17 protein-coding genes are annotated in these 19,129 nt (G+C 63.6%); 13 read left to right on the top strand and 4 right to left on the bottom strand.

Annotation, left to right across the window (positions count from 1 at the left end):
* Positions 1-26 precede the first annotated feature (26 nt).
* The 4 genes from AB4Y85_RS02955 (at position 27) to AB4Y85_RS02970 (ending at position 6,932) form a co-directional block, all read left to right on the top strand.
* The gene (locus AB4Y85_RS02955) at positions 27-1,043 is read left to right on the top strand and encodes an AAA family ATPase (protein WP_441983362.1); all 1,017 of its coding nucleotides are present in this window, start codon (positions 27-29) and stop codon (positions 1,041-1,043) included.
* A 10-nt stretch (positions 1,044-1,053) separates the two neighbouring features.
* Positions 1,054-1,980 (top strand): DUF58 domain-containing protein, encoded by a 927-nt coding sequence (locus tag AB4Y85_RS02960; RefSeq protein WP_441983363.1) that lies wholly within the window; start codon positions 1,054-1,056, stop codon positions 1,978-1,980.
* Positions 1,981-1,984: 4 nt separating this feature from the next.
* Positions 1,985-4,789 (top strand): DUF4159 domain-containing protein, encoded by a 2,805-nt coding sequence (locus AB4Y85_RS02965; protein WP_441983364.1) that lies wholly within the window; start codon positions 1,985-1,987, stop codon positions 4,787-4,789.
* Between the two features lie 70 nt (positions 4,790-4,859).
* Positions 4,860-6,932, top strand: coding sequence for a hypothetical protein (locus AB4Y85_RS02970; RefSeq protein ID WP_441983365.1), 2,073 nt, complete (start codon positions 4,860-4,862; stop codon positions 6,930-6,932).
* On the opposite strand, the gene AB4Y85_RS02975 is transcribed toward AB4Y85_RS02970, so the two are convergent.
* Together AB4Y85_RS02975 and AB4Y85_RS02980 are read right to left on the bottom strand one after the other, a co-directional pair.
* On the bottom strand, positions 6,933-7,442 hold the full coding sequence (locus AB4Y85_RS02975) for a GNAT family N-acetyltransferase (RefSeq protein WP_441983366.1): 510 nt from the start codon (positions 7,440-7,442) through the stop codon (positions 6,933-6,935). It abuts the gene before it with no gap.
* A 169-nt stretch (positions 7,443-7,611) separates the two neighbouring features.
* Positions 7,612-8,055 (bottom strand): NUDIX domain-containing protein, encoded by a 444-nt coding sequence (locus AB4Y85_RS02980; protein WP_441983367.1) that lies wholly within the window; start codon positions 8,053-8,055, stop codon positions 7,612-7,614.
* Positions 8,056-8,435: 380 nt separating this feature from the next.
* Here AB4Y85_RS02980 and mbfA point away from each other — a divergent pair, with 380 nt between their 5' ends.
* The 3 genes from mbfA (at position 8,436) to AB4Y85_RS02995 (ending at position 11,435) form a co-directional block, all read left to right on the top strand.
* Positions 8,436-9,407, top strand: coding sequence for an iron exporter MbfA (gene mbfA / locus AB4Y85_RS02985; RefSeq protein ID WP_441983368.1), 972 nt, complete (start codon positions 8,436-8,438; stop codon positions 9,405-9,407).
* A gap of 51 nt (positions 9,408-9,458) precedes the next feature.
* Positions 9,459-10,373 carry a metallophosphoesterase family protein gene (locus tag AB4Y85_RS02990; protein WP_441983369.1) on the top strand — a complete coding sequence of 305 codons (915 nt, stop codon included), beginning with the start codon at positions 9,459-9,461 and terminating at the stop codon, positions 10,371-10,373.
* A gap of 246 nt (positions 10,374-10,619) precedes the next feature.
* Entirely contained in the window at positions 10,620-11,435 is an 816-nt protein-coding gene (locus AB4Y85_RS02995; RefSeq protein WP_441983370.1) for a DUF4142 domain-containing protein, read from the top strand.
* 48 nt (positions 11,436-11,483) lie between these two features.
* On the opposite strand, the gene AB4Y85_RS03000 is transcribed toward AB4Y85_RS02995, so the two are convergent.
* Both AB4Y85_RS03000 and AB4Y85_RS03005 read right to left on the bottom strand, forming a co-directional pair.
* Complete coding sequence (locus AB4Y85_RS03000; RefSeq protein ID WP_441983371.1) at positions 11,484-12,410, bottom strand: sugar kinase; 927 nt, start codon at positions 12,408-12,410, stop codon at positions 11,484-11,486.
* 3 nt (positions 12,411-12,413) lie between these two features.
* The gene (locus AB4Y85_RS03005) at positions 12,414-13,877 is read right to left on the bottom strand and encodes an FAD-binding oxidoreductase (protein WP_441983372.1); all 1,464 of its coding nucleotides are present in this window, start codon (positions 13,875-13,877) and stop codon (positions 12,414-12,416) included.
* Between the two features lie 122 nt (positions 13,878-13,999).
* Between AB4Y85_RS03005 and AB4Y85_RS03010 the strand changes: the two genes are divergently transcribed.
* The 6 genes from AB4Y85_RS03010 (at position 14,000) to AB4Y85_RS03035 (ending at position 19,060) form a co-directional block, all read left to right on the top strand.
* The gene (locus AB4Y85_RS03010) at positions 14,000-14,698 is read left to right on the top strand and encodes a fumarylacetoacetate hydrolase family protein (protein WP_441983373.1); all 699 of its coding nucleotides are present in this window, start codon (positions 14,000-14,002) and stop codon (positions 14,696-14,698) included.
* Between the two features lie 124 nt (positions 14,699-14,822).
* A complete protein-coding gene (locus AB4Y85_RS03015) occupies positions 14,823-15,668 on the top strand; it encodes a lysine/arginine/ornithine ABC transporter substrate-binding protein (protein WP_441983374.1) in 846 nt (281 codons plus the stop codon).
* A gap of 211 nt (positions 15,669-15,879) precedes the next feature.
* Positions 15,880-16,725: a lysine/arginine/ornithine ABC transporter substrate-binding protein gene (locus tag AB4Y85_RS03020; RefSeq protein ID WP_441983375.1), complete on the top strand. Its 846-nt coding sequence runs from the start codon at positions 15,880-15,882 to the stop codon at positions 16,723-16,725.
* A 100-nt stretch (positions 16,726-16,825) separates the two neighbouring features.
* The gene (locus AB4Y85_RS03025; RefSeq protein WP_441983376.1) at positions 16,826-17,548 is read left to right on the top strand and encodes an ABC transporter permease; all 723 of its coding nucleotides are present in this window, start codon (positions 16,826-16,828) and stop codon (positions 17,546-17,548) included.
* Complete coding sequence (locus AB4Y85_RS03030) at positions 17,548-18,273, top strand: ABC transporter permease (protein ID WP_441983377.1); 726 nt, start codon at positions 17,548-17,550, stop codon at positions 18,271-18,273. The genes AB4Y85_RS03025 and AB4Y85_RS03030 overlap by 1 nt, the downstream gene beginning before the upstream one ends.
* On the top strand, positions 18,266-19,060 hold the full coding sequence (locus AB4Y85_RS03035) for an ABC transporter ATP-binding protein (RefSeq protein WP_441983378.1): 795 nt from the start codon (positions 18,266-18,268) through the stop codon (positions 19,058-19,060). Before AB4Y85_RS03030 ends, AB4Y85_RS03035 begins: the two co-directional genes overlap by 8 nt.
* Positions 19,061-19,129: the final 69 nt, after the last annotated feature.

Consider the following 19,129-nt stretch of genomic DNA (forward strand, 5'->3'; position numbering starts at 1 on the left):
GTGCAACGAAGAGGGAGAATGACCTCATGACGGCCAGCATTGCGCAAGCGCCTACCGCTCTGGACGACGCGATCATCCGCAACGCGGAGGCGACGCTTGAGGTTGTAGGGCGCGCCAGGGAGGCCATTCACACTGTCATCTTCGGCCAGGAAGATGTGGTCGATCAGACCCTGATCACCCTGCTCGCGGGCGGTCACGGCCTGCTCGTCGGCGTGCCGGGCCTCGCCAAGACGAAGCTTGTGGAAACGCTGGGCACCGTGCTGGGCTTAGACGCCCGCCGCATCCAGTTCACCCCCGACCTCATGCCCTCCGACATCCTGGGTTCCGAAATCCTCGACGAGGGCGCCGACCGCCGCCGCTCCTTCCGCTTCGTGAAAGGCCCTGTCTTCACGCAGCTTCTCATGGCGGACGAGATCAACCGCGCGAGCCCGCGCACCCAGTCGGCCCTGCTCCAGGCCATGCAGGAACATCACGTTTCCGTGGGCGGCGAGCGGCACGACCTGCCCCAGCCCTTCCACGTGCTTGCCACGCAGAACCCCATCGAGCAGGAAGGCACCTATCCGCTGCCCGAAGCCCAGCTCGACCGCTTCCTTCTCGAAATCGACGTCGGCTATCCGACCCGCGAGGCCGAACGGCGCATCCTCATCGAGACGACGGGCGCCGAGGACCATAAGCCCAGCGCGGTGATGAACGCTGAAATGCTCATGAACGCCCAGCGCCTGGTGCGCCGCCTGCCTGTAGGCGAGAGCGTGCTAGAGGCCATTCTCGACCTCGTGCGCTCCGCCCGGCCGGAAGGCGAGACCGTGGAAGGCGTGAGCGACAGGATTCTCTGGGGGCCGGGGCCCCGCGCCAGCCAGGCCCTCATGCTGGCGGTGCGCGCCCGCGCCTTGATCGAGGGTCGTGTCGCTCCCTCCATCGCCGACGTTGTGGCCCTCGCTGAGCCGGTGCTCAAGCACCGCATGGCGCTTACCTTCTCGGCCCGTGCCGACGGCGAGACGCTCAAAAGCGTCATCAGCCGCCTGACCGCCCGACTGGCGGGCTAAGGATAGCGATATGGCCCGTGTCCGGGTCCTCCCTGAAAGCGCCCGTTCTCCGGGCCGCCAAGAGACTGAGAGCGCCCTCTCGCTCGCCAACCGTATGCCGCATCTCGTGCTGGAGGCAAGGCGCGTCGCCGCCAACCTCGCCCACGGCATCCATGGACGCAGGCGCGCGGGTGTCGGCGAGACCTTCTGGCAGTTCCGCCCCTTCGTGACGGGAGAAGCAGCCCAGCGCATCGACTGGCGCCGCTCGGGCCGGGACGACCGGCTCTATGTCCGTGAGCGGGAATGGGAGACGGCACAGAGCGTATGGGTCTGGGTCGATCGCTCCGCCTCCATGGGCTATGCCTCGGAACTGGCCCAAGCGTCCAAGATCGAGCGCGCCATCGTGCTGGGCCTCGCCCTGGCCGATTGCTTCGTGGAAGCCGGTGAGAAGGTTGGCATGCTCGGCCTCATGCCGCCACGCGCCACCCGCCGGATCGCCGAGACCATGGCCCAGACCATAGTCTCGGACCGCATCTCGATGGAGGAAGACCTGCCGCCTGACGCGTCCATTGCGCCACAGCACGAAGCCGTCCTGATCGGCGACTTCCTCTCTCCCGTGCGGGAGATCGCTACGACCGTCGAAGGTATCTCGTCCCGCGGCGCGCGCGGCCACCTCGTCATGATCGTCGATCCGGTGGAAGAGACCTTCCCGTTCCAGGGCCACGCCGTCCTGCACGACCTGGAAGATGGTGTTTCCTTACGCATTGGCGATGCCGTTTCGTGGGGGAAAGTTTACAGGGAGAGGATCGAGCAGCACCGGGCAGCGCTTCAGGACCTCGCCCGCCGCCGGGGTTGGACCCTCACGATCCACCGGACGGACAGGCCCGCGAGCGAGGCGGCGCTTCGCATCCTGACCCTCGTTTCCGCCGGACGCAGCGGCAATCCGGGAGGGAGATGACAGAATGTTGGGACTTCCTCTCACCTTTGCCGTTCCATTGGTCCTGACGGCGCTGGCCGCCCTGCCAGCGATCTGGCTTCTGCTGCGCATCACGCCACCGCAGCCCAGGCGCGTAGACTTTCCTCCCCTGAAGATCCTCGCAGACCTGCGGCCCGAGCAGGAGATGCCTGCCCGTTCGCCCTGGTGGCTTCTGCTGATGCGCCTGCTGCTCGCGGCTTTTCTCATTCTCGCTGCGGCCGGACCGATCTGGAATCCCCTTGCCGAAGACGGCAGCCGTGGGCCGCTGCTCCTGGTCATGGATAACGGTCTCGCCTCGGCCCATGACTGGCGCGAGCGGATGGGCCTTGCTTCCGAGCGTATCGAAGCGGCAGGCCGCGATGGGCGCACGGTCGCCCTCGTAACGACCGCCGATCCCACCACCGCCATCGAGCCCGCCGCTCCGGACGCAGCCCTGGAGCGCCTGCGCTCCCTGAAACCGCAGCCGCATCTGCCGGACCGCGCAGCCCACATTGAGTCCATTCGCCGTTTCCTGCAGGCGACGCCCGATGCCAACATTGTCTGGATCAGCGATGGGGTTGCGGGCGTTGACGGTCAGGGCTTCATCGATGGCATGGCTCAGATGGCGGATGGACGGCGGATCACGGTTCTGAAGTCGGAGCGCGCCTCTGCCCTGGCGATTGCAGGCGTAGAGAATTCCGGTGGCCTCCTGAATGCACGAATCGTGAGAGCCGAGCCCAATGGCCGCGATTCCGGCACGGCGCGCGCCCTCGACCTGAAGAACCTGCCGCTGGCCGACATGCGCTTCAGCTTCGATCAGAACGCCTCCGAGACGAATGTGGCCTTCGATCTTCCCACCGAGATCCGCAACGCGATTGCCCGCATCGAAATCCTCGGAGAAGGTTCCGCCGGCGCGGTGCATCTGCTCGATGAGCGCGGCAAGCGCCGCCGAGTCGGCCTTGTCTTCGGCGGCACATCGGACCAGACGCAACCGCTGCTCTCGCCTCTCTATTATATCGAGCGTGCCCTCTCGCCCTATTCGGAAATCCGCATGGGCCATGGGGGGGTGGCCGATGCGGTCAGCCAGCTCATCGACGAACAGGTTTCGGTTCTCGTGCTCGCCGATGTGGGCGGCCTCGATCAGGAGACGCTCGCCAAGACCACCACTTTCGTGGAACAGGGCGGGTTGCTGCTGCGCTTCGCAGGCTCGCGCCTTGCCGCGGGCAATGACGAGCTCGTGCCTGTGCGCCTGCGCCGGGGCGGACGCAACCTTGGCGGCTCGCTCTCCTGGGACACGCCCAAGACCTTCGCGCCCTTCACGAGGGAGAGCCCATTCTTTGGACTCACTGTTCCGGAGGAGATCGGCATCCGCCGTCAGATCCTCGCTGAGCCCGATGGCGATCTCCCCTCGCGCACCTGGGCGTCGCTCGTGGACGGCACGCCCATCGTGACGGCTGACAGGCGCGGCGACGGGCTCGTGGTGCTCTATCACGTGACCGCCGACACCACATGGTCCAACCTCCCTCTGTCGGGCCTCTTCGTGGACATGCTGCGCCGGATCACGGCACTTGCCGGCGCCCCGAGCGACCTGAACGCCGAGGCCCGCAACGCGGAAAACGAGACGGTGGCTCCGCGCCTCACTCTCGACGGCTATGGCGCTTACACATCGCCGCCAGCGAATGCGCGCGCCGTGCCGCGCGGTTTCGCAGAGCGCGCAACCATCGAGCATCCGCCCGGCTTCTATGGTCCGGTGGATTCGAGCCTTGCCGTCAATGCGCTACTCCCGACCGACCGTCTCGCACCGCTCGACATCGCTCCGCTCAACGCCCGCGTGGCGCCGCTGGTGGGAGCGCAAACGATTGATCTTCGCACGCCGCTCTTCATGCTTGCTCTCATTCTGCTTCTCGCGGACACGCTCGCTTCCCTCTGGCTGGGCGGTCATCTCGCCAATCTGTCGGGGCGCTTCCGCAGGGCAGGCGCCGCAGCCTCCATCGTACTTGCCTCGTGCATGATGTTTGCGTCTGCCTACGATGTGCGGGCGCAGGAATTCGGCTCTCGCCGCGTGGACGAGAATGCGAGCCCCGCTCTCGTAACCCGGCTGGCCTATGTCATCACCGGCGATACGGGCGTGGATGAAGCGAGCAAGGCCGGTCTCACCGGCCTCACGCAGGTGCTAGGGCAACGCACGGCGCTGACGCCGGGCGATCCCATAGGCATCGATCCGGCGCGGGACGAGGTAGCGTTCTATCCGCTGATCTACTGGCCCATCATGGCCACGCGGCCCCAGCCCTCGGAAGCCGCGATCCGCCGCCTCGATGCATTCATGAAGGGTGGCGGCACCGTGATCTTCGACACGCGCGACGCCTTCAACAACCGCCCCGATGGAGCAACGAGCGCCGAGGGTCAGTATCTGCGGCGCATGCTGGCGAGCCTCGACATTCCCGAGCTCGAGCCCGTGCCTGCGGACCATGTAATGACGAAAACCTTCTACATCCTCGACAACTTCCCCGGCCGTTATGCGACCGGGCAGACCTGGGTCGAGGCGCTGCCGCCGCAGGCGGAAGGCGAGGAGAACCGCCCGGCCCGTTCCGGCGACAGCGTCTCGCCGATCATCATCACATCGAACGATCTCGCGGCGGCCTGGGCGGTCGGTGCACGGGGCGAGTACCTTTTCCCTGTCGTGGGCAGCGATCAGCGCCAGCGGGAAATGTCCTATCGCAGCGGCGTGAACATCGTGATGTATGCCCTCACCGGCAATTACAAGGCCGATCAGGTGCACGTGCCGGCGCTGCTCGAACGACTGGGCCAATGAGAAGCATGCGCTCAGCCAGCAACATCGATCTCGTCACCGACCATAGTGAAGAGATGTGAGGGAGATGCCTTTGCTCTCGGTCAGTTTCTCGCCTCTCATTCCTGATTACGCGCTCTGGATTATCGGCGCGGTCGCGGCCTTGCTCGCGGTCCTTGCGCTCGTCTCACGCGGCCCCATCGCGATCCTGCGGGCCGTTGCCCTCGCCCTCGTGCTGCTGGCGCTCGCCAATCCGTCCCTCGTGCAGGAAGACCGCGAGAAGGTGAAGGACATCGTCGCGGTCGTCACCGACCGGTCCACCTCGCAGACCCTCGGCGACCGCTCGGCCATGACGGATCAGGTTCGCGCCGAACTGGAGCGCCGCTTCGGCTCGCTTAACGATATCGAGCCGCGCTATATCGAGGCGGATGACGGCAGCGGCGATGATGGCACGCGCCTGTTCGCGGCACTCTCGAACGGATTGTCCGACGTGCCGCCGGATCGGCTGGCCGGCGTGATCTTCATCACCGACGGCGTGGTGCATGACATTCCGCCCTCCATCGACGCTCTCGGCTTCCGCGCGCCGCTTCATGCGCTCATCACTGGCCGCCCTGACGAGCGCGACCGGCAGATCAAGCTGCTGGAAGCACCGCGCTTCGGCATCGTCGGCAAGGAGCAGACGATCCGCGCGCAAGTGATGGAACGTGGCGGCACGGGCTCCGCGCTCGTCACTCTTCGACGCGACGGACAGGTTCTGGCACGCCAGCAGGTCCAATCCGACACGCCCTTCTCGCTGCAGGTTCTGATCGAGCATGGCGGCCCGAACGTGGTCGAGCTGGAAGTCGAGGGTTTGCCCGATGAGCTGACCCAGGCCAACAACCGCGCGGTGGTGCCGATCGAAGGCATTCGCGAGAAGCTGCGCGTGCTGCTGGTCTCCGGCGAGCCTCATGCGGGCGAGCGCACATGGCGCAACCTGCTGAAGTCGGACGCCAATGTCGACCTCGTCCACTTCACCATTCTTCGCCCGCCGGAGAAACAGGACGGAACGCCGATCAACGAGCTGTCGCTGATCGCATTTCCGACACGCGAGCTGTTCCAGCAGAAAATCAAGGATTTCGACCTCATCATCTTCGACCGCTACGCCAACCAGAGCATCCTGCCATCGAGCTATTTCGAGAACATCGTGCGCTATGTGCGTGAAGGCGGCGCGATCCTGGTGGCGGCGGGGCCTGAATTCGCGAGCTATGGCAGCCTTGCGCAAACCCGCCTCGCGCCAATCATTCCCGGCCAGCCCAATGGCCGCATCGTCGAGCAGCCCTACAAGGCCAGCATCACCGATACCGGCGAGCGTCACCCCGTAACGCGCGACCTTCCCGGCTCCGAGACATCGCCTCCTGCCTGGGGCGAGTGGCTACGCATCATCGGCTCGGAGGTTCAATCGGGCTCGACGCTCATGTCCGGCGCCAACGACCTGCCGCTGCTCGTGCTGCGCCGCGAGGACAAGGGCCGCGTCGCCCTGCTTCTCTCCGATCATGCATGGCTGTGGGCACGCGGCTATCAGGATGGCGGCCCCCATCTCGATCTGCTGCGCCGCCTTGCCCATTGGCTCATGAAAGAACCGGCGCTCGAAGAGGAAGCGCTTCGCGCCTCCGCCACCGGCCGCAACATCCGCATCGAACGCCAGACCATGGAGGAGGCGGCCCAGCCGGTCACGCTGATTGCGCCGAGCGGCGCCGAAAGCAATGTCCCCTTGAACGAGACCCGTCCGGGCCTGTTCACGGCGGGAGTGGAAGGCCGTGAGCTGGGGCTTTACACCGTGCGCTCAGGCGACCTCGTCGCCTTCGTCAGCATCGGTCCCGCCAATCCGCGCGAACTCATGGATGTGTTCAGCAACACCGAGGCCCTGGGACCCATCGCAGAGGCCACGGGCGGTTCCGTGCGTCGTGTAGCGATGGAGGGAGACAAGAACATCACGGTGCCGCGCATCCTCGCGGTGCATTCCGGATCGCGGTTCTCGGGCAGTGACTGGATCGGCGTGAAGCCGAGCGAAAGCGCTATCGTGCGTGGCGTTTCGGTGTTCCCGCTGGCGCTGGGCTTCCTGGGGCTGGTACTCCTGATCGGCTCGACCCTGGCGGCATGGCTGACGGAAGGCCGCCGCAGGGCGTAATCAGCCTTCTTTCGGCAACGGCGTGACGATTCCATTCGCGCGGGCGAATGCGCCCTCCGCCAGTTCCACGACGAGGAAGCGGCCCGGGTTCACCGGTCCCGGAAGCTGCAATTGCTGCGGCGGGATGCGCCTGAAGCCGAAGCGGCTGTAATAGGGCTCATCGCCCACGAGCAGAACCAGCGTATGTCCCTTCGCCTTCGCAGCTTCGAGGGAGCGGGTCATGAGGGCCGCGCCGATGCCCCGGTTCTCGAAAGCGGGCTCCACCGTCAATGGACCGAGCATCAGGGCAGGCTCCTCGCCCGCCATGACCGGGGTCAGACGAACCGACCCGACGAGCAGCGTTCCGACCATGGCGGTGAACGAGAGGTCAAAGACATGGCCCGCGCCTTCCCGCAGTCGCGACGCCGTGCGGGCGAAACGGCCGGGGCCGAAAGCACGCTCGTGCAGGCGCTCGATGGCCTCGGAATCGATGGGTTGCTCGGTACGGATCAGAAGCGAGAGCTCGGTCATGAACGGACTCTAAGACGGAGGATGACGAACGGAGGGCGGGCCGGAGGGGCTTCAGCCATGTCGTCGTCGCAAAATCCGTCTGATGGTCATGATCTCGGCTTCTCTTGGGTTTCCAACTTCCCTGGGTTCCTTGGCCATATCAGCGTAAGGCACGCGGCGCAAACGCTTCTCACCAGGTTGCGGAAAGCGGCTCGCCATCGAGGATCTCGGCAAGGCGCCGCCTTGTGGCCGCCGTGGTGCCCTCGGGCAGGTTGGCGAGGGGGAAGAAGCCGGCTTCGGCGATCTCCCGGTCCGGCTGCTTCGCCTCCAGGACCGTGAACTCACGGATCACATAAACCAGCACATGATCTCGCGGGGAGGTCCGCCGGTTGAAGAAGATTCCGGTCAGCCGAGGCGGCCCGTCGATACTGATGCAGGCCTCCTCGCGCAATTCGCGGATCAGCGCATCCAGGGCCGTCTCGCCGGTCTCGACCCCTCCGCCAGGGAGGTGCCAGCCCGGCACATAGGTATGCCTGATGAGAAACACTTGAGCCTGGTCATCGAGGATCGCGGCCTGGACACCCAGGGTCATCCCCCTGGCGAAACGCCAGTAAGTATGAAGGCCCCAGGTCATGAAACGGGCTGCTTTACTGGGCCTCTTGGAGTCGGACATCGGCAAAGGTGATCACAACAAGATTACGGTAAGATGAACGAAGCTATTCTGGAAACGCATAGCTGAGCCTTTAAAATGACGCGTGACCCGCATGCTACGAAGGTCTAATACAGCCGCAACCAAAGGTGTTCCGATGTTTCTCGCCCTGCTCCTCTCCCGTTTCAGCCGTTCCGCCCGTTTCTCGTGGTCGCCCGCCCTCAATTTCGAGGACCGCACGATCTACTCGACCCTGATCCCGGGCGCTCAGTACTAAGCTTCCTCGTTCGGCTGCATTCAGCCACAGGAAGGCTTGGCCAAAGGCTGATTTCTGTTTAGAATGTTTCTAAACAGGATCGGCCAGCATGAAGTCCCTCTCCGAACTGACTGAGCGCGAGGTCATCGCGCTCGCTATCGCCAATGAAGAGGAAGATTCGCGGATCTATCAGAATTTCGCGGATCGCCTTCGGCCCGACTTCCCTGCCTCTGCCGATATCTTCGATGGCATGGCTGGGGAAGAGCGCAGCCACCGCAATTCCCTCTATGATCTGTTTCGCTCCCGCTTCGGCGAGCACCTGCCTCCGATCCGCCGGGAGGACGTGCGCGGCTTCCTGAAGCGTCGTGCCGTCTGGTGGAGCCCCCATCTCGACCTCGACAAGATGCGCCGCGAGGCGGAAGTGATGGAGCTCCAGGCGGCGAGCTTCTACGAGAAGGCTGCGCAGCAGACATTGGACGTCTCGCTCCGCGAGCTCTTCATAAAACTGGCCGAGGTCGAACGTGGGCACGAACGCAAGGCGAGCGCGCTGCACGAGGCCCATCTCACGGAGAATGCGGAAGCTGCGGAAGAGCACGCCCGCAAACGCCTCTTCGTCCTGCAATACATACAACCGGGTCTCGCGGGCCTGATCGATGGCTCCGTTTCCACGCTCGCTCCCCTCTTCGCCGCCGCCTTCGCGACGCAAAACAACTGGGAGACCTTTCTCGTAGGTCTCGCCGCTTCCGTGGGTGCAGGCATCAGCATGGGCCTGACGGAAGCCCTCTCCGACGACGGCGAGATCACGGGCCGAGGATCCCCCTGGCTGCGCGGCCTCATCTGCGGCCTCATGACGGCAGCAGGCGGCCTAGGGCACACCCTGCCCTATCTGGTGCCGGATTCCTGGCCCAACGCCTTCCTGCTGGCGACAACCATCGCGGCCGTTGTGGTGGCCGTGGAGCTGGTGTCCATTTCGTGGATCCGTACGCGGTACATGGAAACGCCTTTCTGGAGCGCCACCTATCAGGTTGTCTTCGGCGGCGTGCTCGTGCTCCTCGCGGGTATCTTCATCGGCAGCGCTTGACGTTGACGCCGTGGCGGGCGAACTGTCGCCCACTCATCTCCGTTAAGCTCCATGTTCCGCATCGCCCATCTTACAGATCCCCATGTGGGTCCCCTGCCCCGGCCCCGCCTGAAGCAGCTCTTAAGCAAGCGGCTGACCGGCTGGTACAATTGGCATCGCAGCCGGCAGGACCTGCACGACATGGAGCTGCTCGCGGAACTCGTCGCCGACATTCACGAGCAGAAGCCCGATCACATCACCTGCACGGGCGACACCTGCAATATCGGCCTTCCCGACGAATGGGAGACGTCGCGCATCTTCATGGAAAGCCTCGGCGATCCGGCGCGCGTCACCTTCGTACCCGGCAACCATGACGCCTATGTGCGCGGTTCGCTCGAAGGCCTGCTCAGGAAGATTTCTCCCTGGACACGCGGAGATAACGGGCGCGAAGGCGTGTTCCCCTACCTTCGCCGTTATGGAGACATCGCCATCATCGGCCTGTCTTCCGCCATACCTACCCTGCCTTTCGTGGCAAGCGGCCGCGTCGGTTCGCAGCAGACGAAAGAGACCGAGGAGATGCTGAGCGAATTGGGACGCGATCCGTCCTGCTTCCGCGTCGTTCTCATCCATCATCCGCCGCATGTGGGCGGAGCGGAATCAGGACGCAACCTCACCGATGCGAAACGCTTCGAAGCCATGATCGGCCGTGTCGGCGCGGAGCTGATTCTGCACGGGCACAATCATGTGGGTTCGCTCGCGCATCTCGACGGACCGCGCGGACCTGTTCCTGTCATCGGTGCGCCCTCGGCTTCCGCACGGAGCGGAACCCTCACGCATAAGGCCGGCTATCACCTCTTCACCATCGACCGCGACGAGACAGGCTTCCTGCTCAAGGCGGAGCTGCGCGGTTTGAAACCGGACGGCACAGTCGGCGGTATGGGCATGCTTTCCTTGGCCCGCATTCGTCAGGCGAACAAGAATAATTGAGGCGCAGCGATCCTATAGTGAAGTAATGAAGAGAAAGCTTCGCTTCCCATTCAATTTTGGCGAGATGTAAGCAGCCATTCGCCAGCCAAGCTTGAGTGAAACGGCCAAGCCTGATGCGGATATATTTTCCTTTTCTGGAACCGCCTAGACTACTCCTCGTTGAAGGGGTGCAGCAGATACCCATGAACATTGCAAGCCAGTCGAGGCTTCGCACGGTGTACTGCGATCCAGAAACAGGAGTCCCTTATGAAGAAACATCTTGCACTTGCGGCCCTGCTCGCAACCGTTTCCTCGCCCGCTTTCGCTCAGGCCATCATGGATAGCCAGAGCTATCGCACGATGGCGGCCCAGTCCGATGCCTTCGAGATCGCTTCCAGCCAGCTGGCCCTCCAGCGCTCCCGCAACACCAATGTCCGTAATTACGCGCAGGAGATGATCCAGGCGCACAGCGCGACGAGCCAGGCGCTCAATGGCGGCCGCGCGGTCTACAGCTCCTCGGGTGAATTCATCACCGGCTCGCTGGGCGGCACTCTCGCCGGCGCGGGTATCGGCGCTCTGATCGGCGGCCCCGTCGGCGCTGCCGTGGGCGCAGGTGTCGGTGCCGCTGCCGGTTCGACCGCCGGTGCGGCCGCGACGTCTCCGGGCGCGGCGGGTGGCTCGGCCACGGGCGCTCTCACGGGTGCGGGCGTGGGCGCCCTGGTCGGTGGCCCGGTCGGCGCCGCAGTGGGTGCGGGCGTCGGTGCAACGACGGGCGCTGCCGCAGGCACCGCTGCCGATGTGCAGTCGACCGGCTCCATTGCCCCCATCCGCCTTGGCGTTCCACTGAGCCCGGAAAAGACCGCGATGCTCAATGAACTCGCCTCTACCTCCGGCTCACAGTTCGATCGTCTCTACGGGACGTATCAACGTCAGGCGCACCAGGAGGCTCTCGCTCTCCACTCCGGCTATGCACAGAATGGCGGCGATCCATCCCTGCGCCAGTTCGCAGCCTCCGTGGTGCCGCATATCGAGCATCATGCCATGGAAGCACGCCGTCTTCCGGGCAGAACCGCCCGCCGTTAAGCGGCAGGCTTGACTGCATCAGCGGCGGGTTCTCGGACCCGCCGTTTTTCATTTGGACCGCAGAAACTCTTCAACACCATCTCGTTGCGGGATTGGCGCAACCGCGCCCTTGCCCAGCGTCGACAGGGCCGCTGCCGCATTGGCATAGGCTGCCGACTTGAACGGATCACGGTGCACGAGCCACTCGGCCAGGAACGCGCCGTCGAACGTATCGCCCGCACCCGTCGCATCGACAGCCTCAACCGGATAGGGCGCAATGATCTCGAGACGATCCTTCGTCGCAACCATGGTGCCGTTCTTGCCCATGGTGAGCGCAACGACGCCGCAACCGAGATTCAGATAGAACGAGCAGATATCCTCGGGCCGTTCGAGTGCCGTGAGCTGCTGCGCATCGTCGAGCCCCGGCAGGAGGATGTCGGTCATCGCAGACGCCCCGTTGATGACGGCGCGCGCGCGGTCGAGCGGCCAGAGCTTCAAGCGCAGATTCGTATCGTAGCTGACAACCGTGCCGCTCGCCTTCGCGTGGCGCATGGCGGCATAGACCGCATCGGTGCAGCTCTCGGAGATGGCCTGGCTGATGCCCGATGCGTGCAGGATGCGCGCGGAGGCGATCTGTTGCAGCGGCAATTCCTCGACACTGACGAGGCTCGCGGCGGAGCCTGCACGGGCATAGGAGAACACATGCCCTTCCTCGCCGTAGCTGATGAAGTAAGCGCCGGTGCGGCCATCCTTGCGCGTGAGCACGGACGACGTGTCGATGTTCTCGCGCTGCCAGAGTTTCAGAAAATCCTGGCCGAAGGAATCATTCCCGAGCGCCGTGAAGATCGCGGTTTTCGCACCCTGCCGCGCAGCCGCGACAGCGGTGTTGGAAACGTCGCCGCCATGACCCGGCAAATAAAGGCGCTCACCGTCGCGCTGCACTTCCGCGAATTCCATCAGGGGCTCGCCGAATGTGAGAAGGTCGATGCTTTTCATGGATTATCCTGCCTTTGTCGGAAGTGCGGTCGGCCCGCCCTCGCCGATGGCGACGACCTTGCCGGGGTTGAGGATATTCTGCGGATCGAGCGCGCGCTTAACGCTGCGCATGAGGTCGAGCGCCACCGCATCCTTGTAGAGCGTCAGTTCGTCGCGCTTGATGAGGCCGATGCCGTGCTCGGCGGAGATCGATCCGTTCATGCCGTGCACGATGTCGTGCACGATGCGGTTGAAGCGCTCCCACTCCGCCAGATATGTGCTCTTGTCCATGCCCACAGGTTGGGACAAGTTGAAGTGAATATTGCCATCGCCGAAATGGCCGAAGGCGCAGACGCGCACGCCCTCCATTTCCGCTTCGCAGGCTTTCGTCGCGACATCGATGAACTCCGCGACGCGCGATACGGGAACGGCCACATCGTGCTTGATGGAGCCGCCTTCCATGCGCTGCACCTCCGAGAGATGTTCGCGCAGGCCCCAGAGCGCCTGGCTTTGCGCTTCGCTCGCGCCGATCACCGCATCCTGCACGAGGCCTTCCTCGAAGCACTCGCCGAGAACAGCCTCCAACTGCCCTTGCAGATCCGCATCCTTCTGCGGCGAGGACAGCTCGATCAGCGCGTAGGAATTGTGTTTCTCGGCCAGCGGACGTAACGAGCCCGGCATGTGCTTGAGCACGATCTCGATGCCGAATTCCGGCATGTATTCGAAAGCGGTGAGCTGATCGCCCGCCGACTCGCGAAGACGCTGGAACACCTTCAACGCATCGTAAGGAGCCTCGCAGCCGATGAAGGCTGTAACGCGCGCATGCGGCTTCGGAAAAAGCTTCAATACCGCCGCGGTGATGATGCCGAGCGTTCCTTCCGAGCCGATGAAGAGGTCCTTCAGGTCATAGCCCGTGTTGTCCTTGCGCAGGCCTTTCAAGCCGTCCCACACGCGGCCATCGGCAAGCACGACCTCGAGACCCAATGTGAGATCGCGCATGTTGCCGTAGCGCAGAACGGCGGTTCCGCCCGCGTTGGTGGCGAGGTTGCCGCCGATGCGGCACGAGCCTTCGGAAGCGAGCGAGAGCGGGAAGAGATAGCCGGCTTCGCTCGCCGCATCCTGCACCGCCTTCAGAATGGCTCCCGCCTCCACCGTGACCGTCGCGTTGACCGGATCGATCTCGCGGATGCCGTCCAAGCGGGTCAGGGACATCACCACGCCGCCATAAGGGACACCACCTCCGACGAGGCCCGTATTGCCGCCCTGCGGAACGACCGGAACACCCGCCTTCCCGCATTCACGCAGAACGAATGCAACTTCGTCACGATCCTTTGGGCGCACAACTGCCATGGCCTCGCCGCGATAGAGCCCGCGCGCTTCCGTGACATGGCCTTCGAGATCGTCCGCCGCCGTCAGCACATAGGCTGGCCCAAGCCGTGCCGTGAGGATCTCGATCAGGGTCGTGCCGGCCGCTGATGGTGCGGTCATCGTCGTTTCTCCTGTAGTGCCTTCGTTCAATACGACTTGTGAAGCGAACCGCAAGGTGTAGGAAAGGAGAAAGACGGCCCTGTTCCGGGCCACTATCAACGAGAGAGCTGTCACGAAACGCCATGGCCACCGTCATCCCCACGCCTCCGATCACCACCCTTCCCGTCGCCGGTTCCAGCGATCGATTTCCCGTTCGGCGCGTTTATTGCGTGGGGCGCAACTACGCCGCCCATGCCCGAGAGATGGGCGGAGACCCGACCCGCGAGCCGCCTTTCTTCTTCATGAAACCGGCAGACGCCCTCCAGGTCGTGCCCGAGGGACAGACGGTCGAGCACCCCTACCCGCCCAAGACGCAGAACTACCATTTCGAGATCGAACTCGTGGTTGCGCTGGCAAAAGGCGGGAAGAATATTCCCGTCGAGCAGGCCCTCGACCACGTGTTCGGCTACGCCGTCGGCCTCGACATGACCCGCCGCGATCTTCAGGACGAAGCCAAGCAGCTTCGCCGGTCCTGGGAACTCGGCAAGGCGGCGGATTTCTCAGGCCCGGTCGGCCCGCTCCATCCCGCATCAACGGTGGGGCATCCGGCAAAGGGGGCCATCTCGCTTTTTGTGGATGGAGCCGTGCGTCAGAAGGCGGACCTGTCCGACATGATCTGGTCCGTCGCCGAGCAGATCGCCTATCTGTCCTCCTATTTCGAGCTGGCGCCGGGCGATGTGATCTTCGCCGGAACGCCTGAAGGCGTGGGCGCGGTGACGCAAGGGCAAGTAATGACTGGGGCCATCGAAGGGCTTGGCGAGATCAAGTTGCGGGTTGTGTGAGGTTCGCCAGCTAAGACTTGCCTTTTGCAAAAGATTGGCTGTTACTGACTTACGGCGCGGCTCCCAAGGGGCCGCGAGCAATTCGGCCCGGGCGAGATCCGGGCCCGAGAATAAGGGAACGACTATGAATTTCGTTAAGACCATTGGCTTGGCTCTTCTCGGCTCCACGCTCGCCATGGGCGCGGCCTCGGCTCAGGAGAAGACCATCAAGATCGCTACCGAAGGTGCCTATGCTCCGTGGAACTTCACGGGCGCCGGCGGCAAGCTTGAGGGCTTCGAGATCGATCTGGCCAACGACTTGTGTGCGCGCATGAAGGTGAAGTGCGAGATCGTGGCCCAGGATTGGGATGGCATCATTCCCGCCCTCACCGCCAAGAAGTACGACGCCATCATGGCCGGCATGAGCATCACCGACGAGCGCAAGAAGACCATCGACTTCGCCGGTCCTTACGCTGCGGGCCCGAATGGCTTCCTCGTAGAGAAGAGCTCGCCGCTCGCCAAGATGCCGGGCACGGGCCAGGCCTACAACCTCAGCACCCAGAAGGAAGCCGCCGAGAAGGCCATTGAGGCCGTGAAGCCGCTCCTGAAGGGCAAGACCGTCGGCGTTCAGGGCTCGACCATCCACTCGAACTTCGCCGACAAGTACTACAAGGGCACGGCCGAGATCCGCGAGTATAAGACCACCGAAGCTCACGATCTCGACCTCGCCGCCGGCCGCATCGACATCGTCCTGGCCGATTCCACGGCCATCATCGGCACTCTCGAGAAGCCCGAGTTCAAGGACTACGTTCTCGTCGGCCCGTCCATCACGGGCGGCCTCCTGGGCAATGGCGTGGGCGTGGGCCTGCGCCAAGGCGATACGGAGCTGAAGAAGTCCTTCAACGAGGCGATCCAGGCAGCAGTCAAGGACGGCACCGTCAAGAAGCTGTCCGAGAAGTGGTTCAAGATCGACATCTCGCCGAAGGGCTAAGCCCTTCCCCCCAAGAATCCATCAAGGCGCGGCTTCTGCCGCGCCTTTTTGTATGGAAACGTGCAAGGTGCGATGCAAAACATCATTTTGGGCATTGTATTCACCATGAAATGGGCTTGCACTGGCTCGGCTTTTGAATGTTAGCTTTGACGTGGCGGGCGGAAGACTCCGCCTGGACAAGATTCAGCTCAAGCTGATCAAGGGAACGACGATGAACCTGTTGAAAACATTAGGTTTCGGCCTGCTGGCCTCCGCTCTCACTATCGGCGCCGCCTCGGCCCAGGAAAAGACCATCAAGATCGCCACCGAAGGCGCCTATGCCCCGTGGAACTTCACAGGCCCCGGCGGCAAGCTGGATGGCTTCGAGATCGAGCTCGCCAACGACCTGTGCGCCCGGATGAAGGTGAAATGCGAGATCGTGGCCCAGGACTGGGATGGCATCATTCCCGCCCTCAACGCCAAGAAGTACGACGCCATCATGGCCGGCATGAACATCACGCCGAAGCGCCTCGAGGCCATCAACTTCTCCCGCCCCTACGCCACCGGCTCCCACGGCTGGGGCGTGCTGAAGGATTCGCCGCTGGCCAAGCTCGCCGGCCAGGGCAAGCGCGTCAATCTCGACAAGGATCCCGATGCCGCCAAGGCGATGATCGAGGAATGGAAGCCGCTTCTGAAAGGCAAGACCATCGGTACGCAGAGTTCGACCGTGAACGGCGCGTTCCTGGAAAAGTACCTGAAGGACACGATCACCATCCGTGAATACAAGACCACCGAGCAGCACGACCTCGACCTCGCGGCGGGCCGCATCGATGCGATCTTCGCGGCGCATTCCTCGCTGAAGGCCTCGACTGAGAAGCCGGAATTCAAGGACATGATGATCGCCGGCGGCGCGGTTGACGGCGACGTGCTCGGGCGCGGCGTGGCGGTCGGCCTGCGCAAGGACGACGCCGAGCTGAAGGGCATGTTCGACAAGGCGATCCAGGCTGCCATCGACGACGGCACCGTGAAGAAACTCACGGAGAAGTGGTTCAAGATCGACATGGCTCCTCAGACCTGATGAGCAGAGACGGCGTGCTTGCGCGCCGGATGTGACACATGACGCCTCGCGCCCCGCGTCGAATGCGGGGCGCGAGGCACATTCAGGAAAGTCAAAACGCGTGCATCAACTGAGCTATTTCGAGCTCATCGGGTTCGGCCCCAACGGATGGGGATGGCTTCTCATCACGGCGACAGGCATGACGATCGCGGTCGCGATCTGCGGCTTCCTCGCGGGTTCCATCGTCGGCACCTTCGTGGCCTGGGGCAAGATCGGCGGCAATGTCGCCATTCGCGGGGTTGCGGATGGATACACAACTGTCCTTCGCGGCATCCCGGACCTGCTCGTCATCTATCTCTTCTATTTCGGCGGCAGCGCCGCGCTCGGCGCCATCGGCAGCCTGTTCGGCGCTGAAGGCTTCATCGGCGTTCCCGCTTTCGTCACCGGCGCCATGGCTATCGGCATCGTGTCCGGCGCCTATCAGGCGGAAGTGTTTCGTGGCGCCTTCCAGGTGGTGAGCCGTGGCGAGCTCGAAGCGGCGCGCTCGGTCGGCATGCATCGCTGGCTCATGTTCCGCCGCATCATCGCCCCGCAGGTCCTGCGCTATGCCATTCCGGGCCTCGGCAATACATGGCAGCTGGTGCTGAAGGAATCCGCGCTGATTTCCGTGACGGGCCTCGTCGAGCTGCTGCGCCAGTCGCAGGTGGCCGCAGGCTCCACGCGCCGTCCGTTCGATTTCTACATCACGGCCGCGATCCTCTACCTGCTCATCACCTGGGTTTCGACCTATCTCTTCCAGCGTGCGGAGACCTACTCGATGCGCGGCATTCGGAGGGCTTCCTGATGGATTTCGCCTTCATGTGGGAGGCTTTCTTGCGGCTGATCGAGGGCATTCCGCTCACGCTCAACCTGGCCTTCACCTCCATCGCCTTCGGCGCCGTCTTCGCCATGATCCTCGCGCTCATGCGCATGTCGAAGATCAAGATCTTCGACTGGCCGGCGCAGGCCTATGTGTTCGTGTTCCGCGGCACGCCTTTGCTCGTGCAGATCTTCCTGATCTATTATGGCCTCGGACAGTTCAGGCCCACCTTGCAGGAACTGGGGCTCTGGGGTTTCTTCCGCGAGCCCTATTGGTGCGCGGTTCTGGCGCTTACGATGAACACCGCGGCCTATGGCAGCGAGATCATTCGCGGCGGAATGCAATCAGTTCCGTATAATCAGGTGGAAGCTGCGCGCGCATGCGGCATGTCCGGCTTCCTGCTCTTCCGCCGCATCGTTTTCCCGATCGCCCTGAGGCAGGCCCTGCCTGCTTATGGTAGCGAGATCATCCTGATGGTGAAGGCAACCTCGCTCGCCTCCGTCATCACCATGATGGAAGTCACAGGCCTGGCGGCGAAGATGATTTCCCAGACCTTCCGCGCGGTCGAAATCTTCGTCGTCGCGGGCATCATCTACCTGTTCCTGAACTTCATCATCACGCGCATTATCATGGCCATCGAATGGTGGCTCTCGCCTCACCTGCGCCGGCCGCCCGCCCTCAAGTCGCGCCTGGAGGCCGTCCATGTCTAACGGAGTCGCATCCTTGTCGCTTGAGTCCACGCCCGCCATTTCGATCAACAACCTGCGCAAGAGCTTCGGCTCCCTCGAAGTTCTTAAAGGGGTGTCCCTGAAGGCCAACGAGGGCGACGTGATCTCCATTCTCGGCGCGTCCGGTTCGGGCAAGTCGACGATGCTTCGCTGCATCAACATGCTCGAAGTGCCGGATGCCGGCGAGGTTCGCATCGGAGGCGAGGAGATCAAGCTGAAATCCACCCGCAAGGGCATGGTGCCAGTGGACCAGCATCAGGTGGATCGCATCCGCGCGCGCGTCGCCATGGTGTTCCAGAGCTTCAATCTCTGGTCCCACATGACGATCCTGGAAAACGTCATCGAGGCGCCCGTGCATGTGCAGAAGCGCCCGAAGGCGGAATGCATCGCGGAAGCGGAAGAGCTGCTGGCGAAGGTGGGCATCGCGGACAAGCGCAACCAATATCCCTCTCACCTCTCCGGCGGCCAGCAGCAGCGCGCGGCCATCGCGCGGGCGCTTGCCATGCATCCCAAGGTGATGCTGTTCGACGAGCCGACATCCGCGCTCGACCCTGAACTCGTCGGCGAGGTTTTGCGCGTGATGCGCTCGCTTGCCGAAGAAGGCCGCACCATGCTGGTGGTGACCCACGAGATGGGCTTTGCCCGCGACGTATCGAACCGGGTCATGTTCCTGCACAAAGGCATGGTCGAGGAAGAAGGCGCACCGGCAGACGTATTCAGCGCTCCGAAGTCGGAACGGTTCAAGCAGTTCATTTCGAGCCATCGCTAGAGCTTTTCGACAGATCAGAGCTGCAAGGAAAAGGGCCGTTTCCACGACGATGGAAACGGCCCTGATTTT

This window comes from Microvirga sp. 2YAF29 (assembly GCF_052114605.1).
Taxonomy (GTDB): domain Bacteria; phylum Pseudomonadota; class Alphaproteobacteria; order Rhizobiales; family Beijerinckiaceae; genus Microvirga.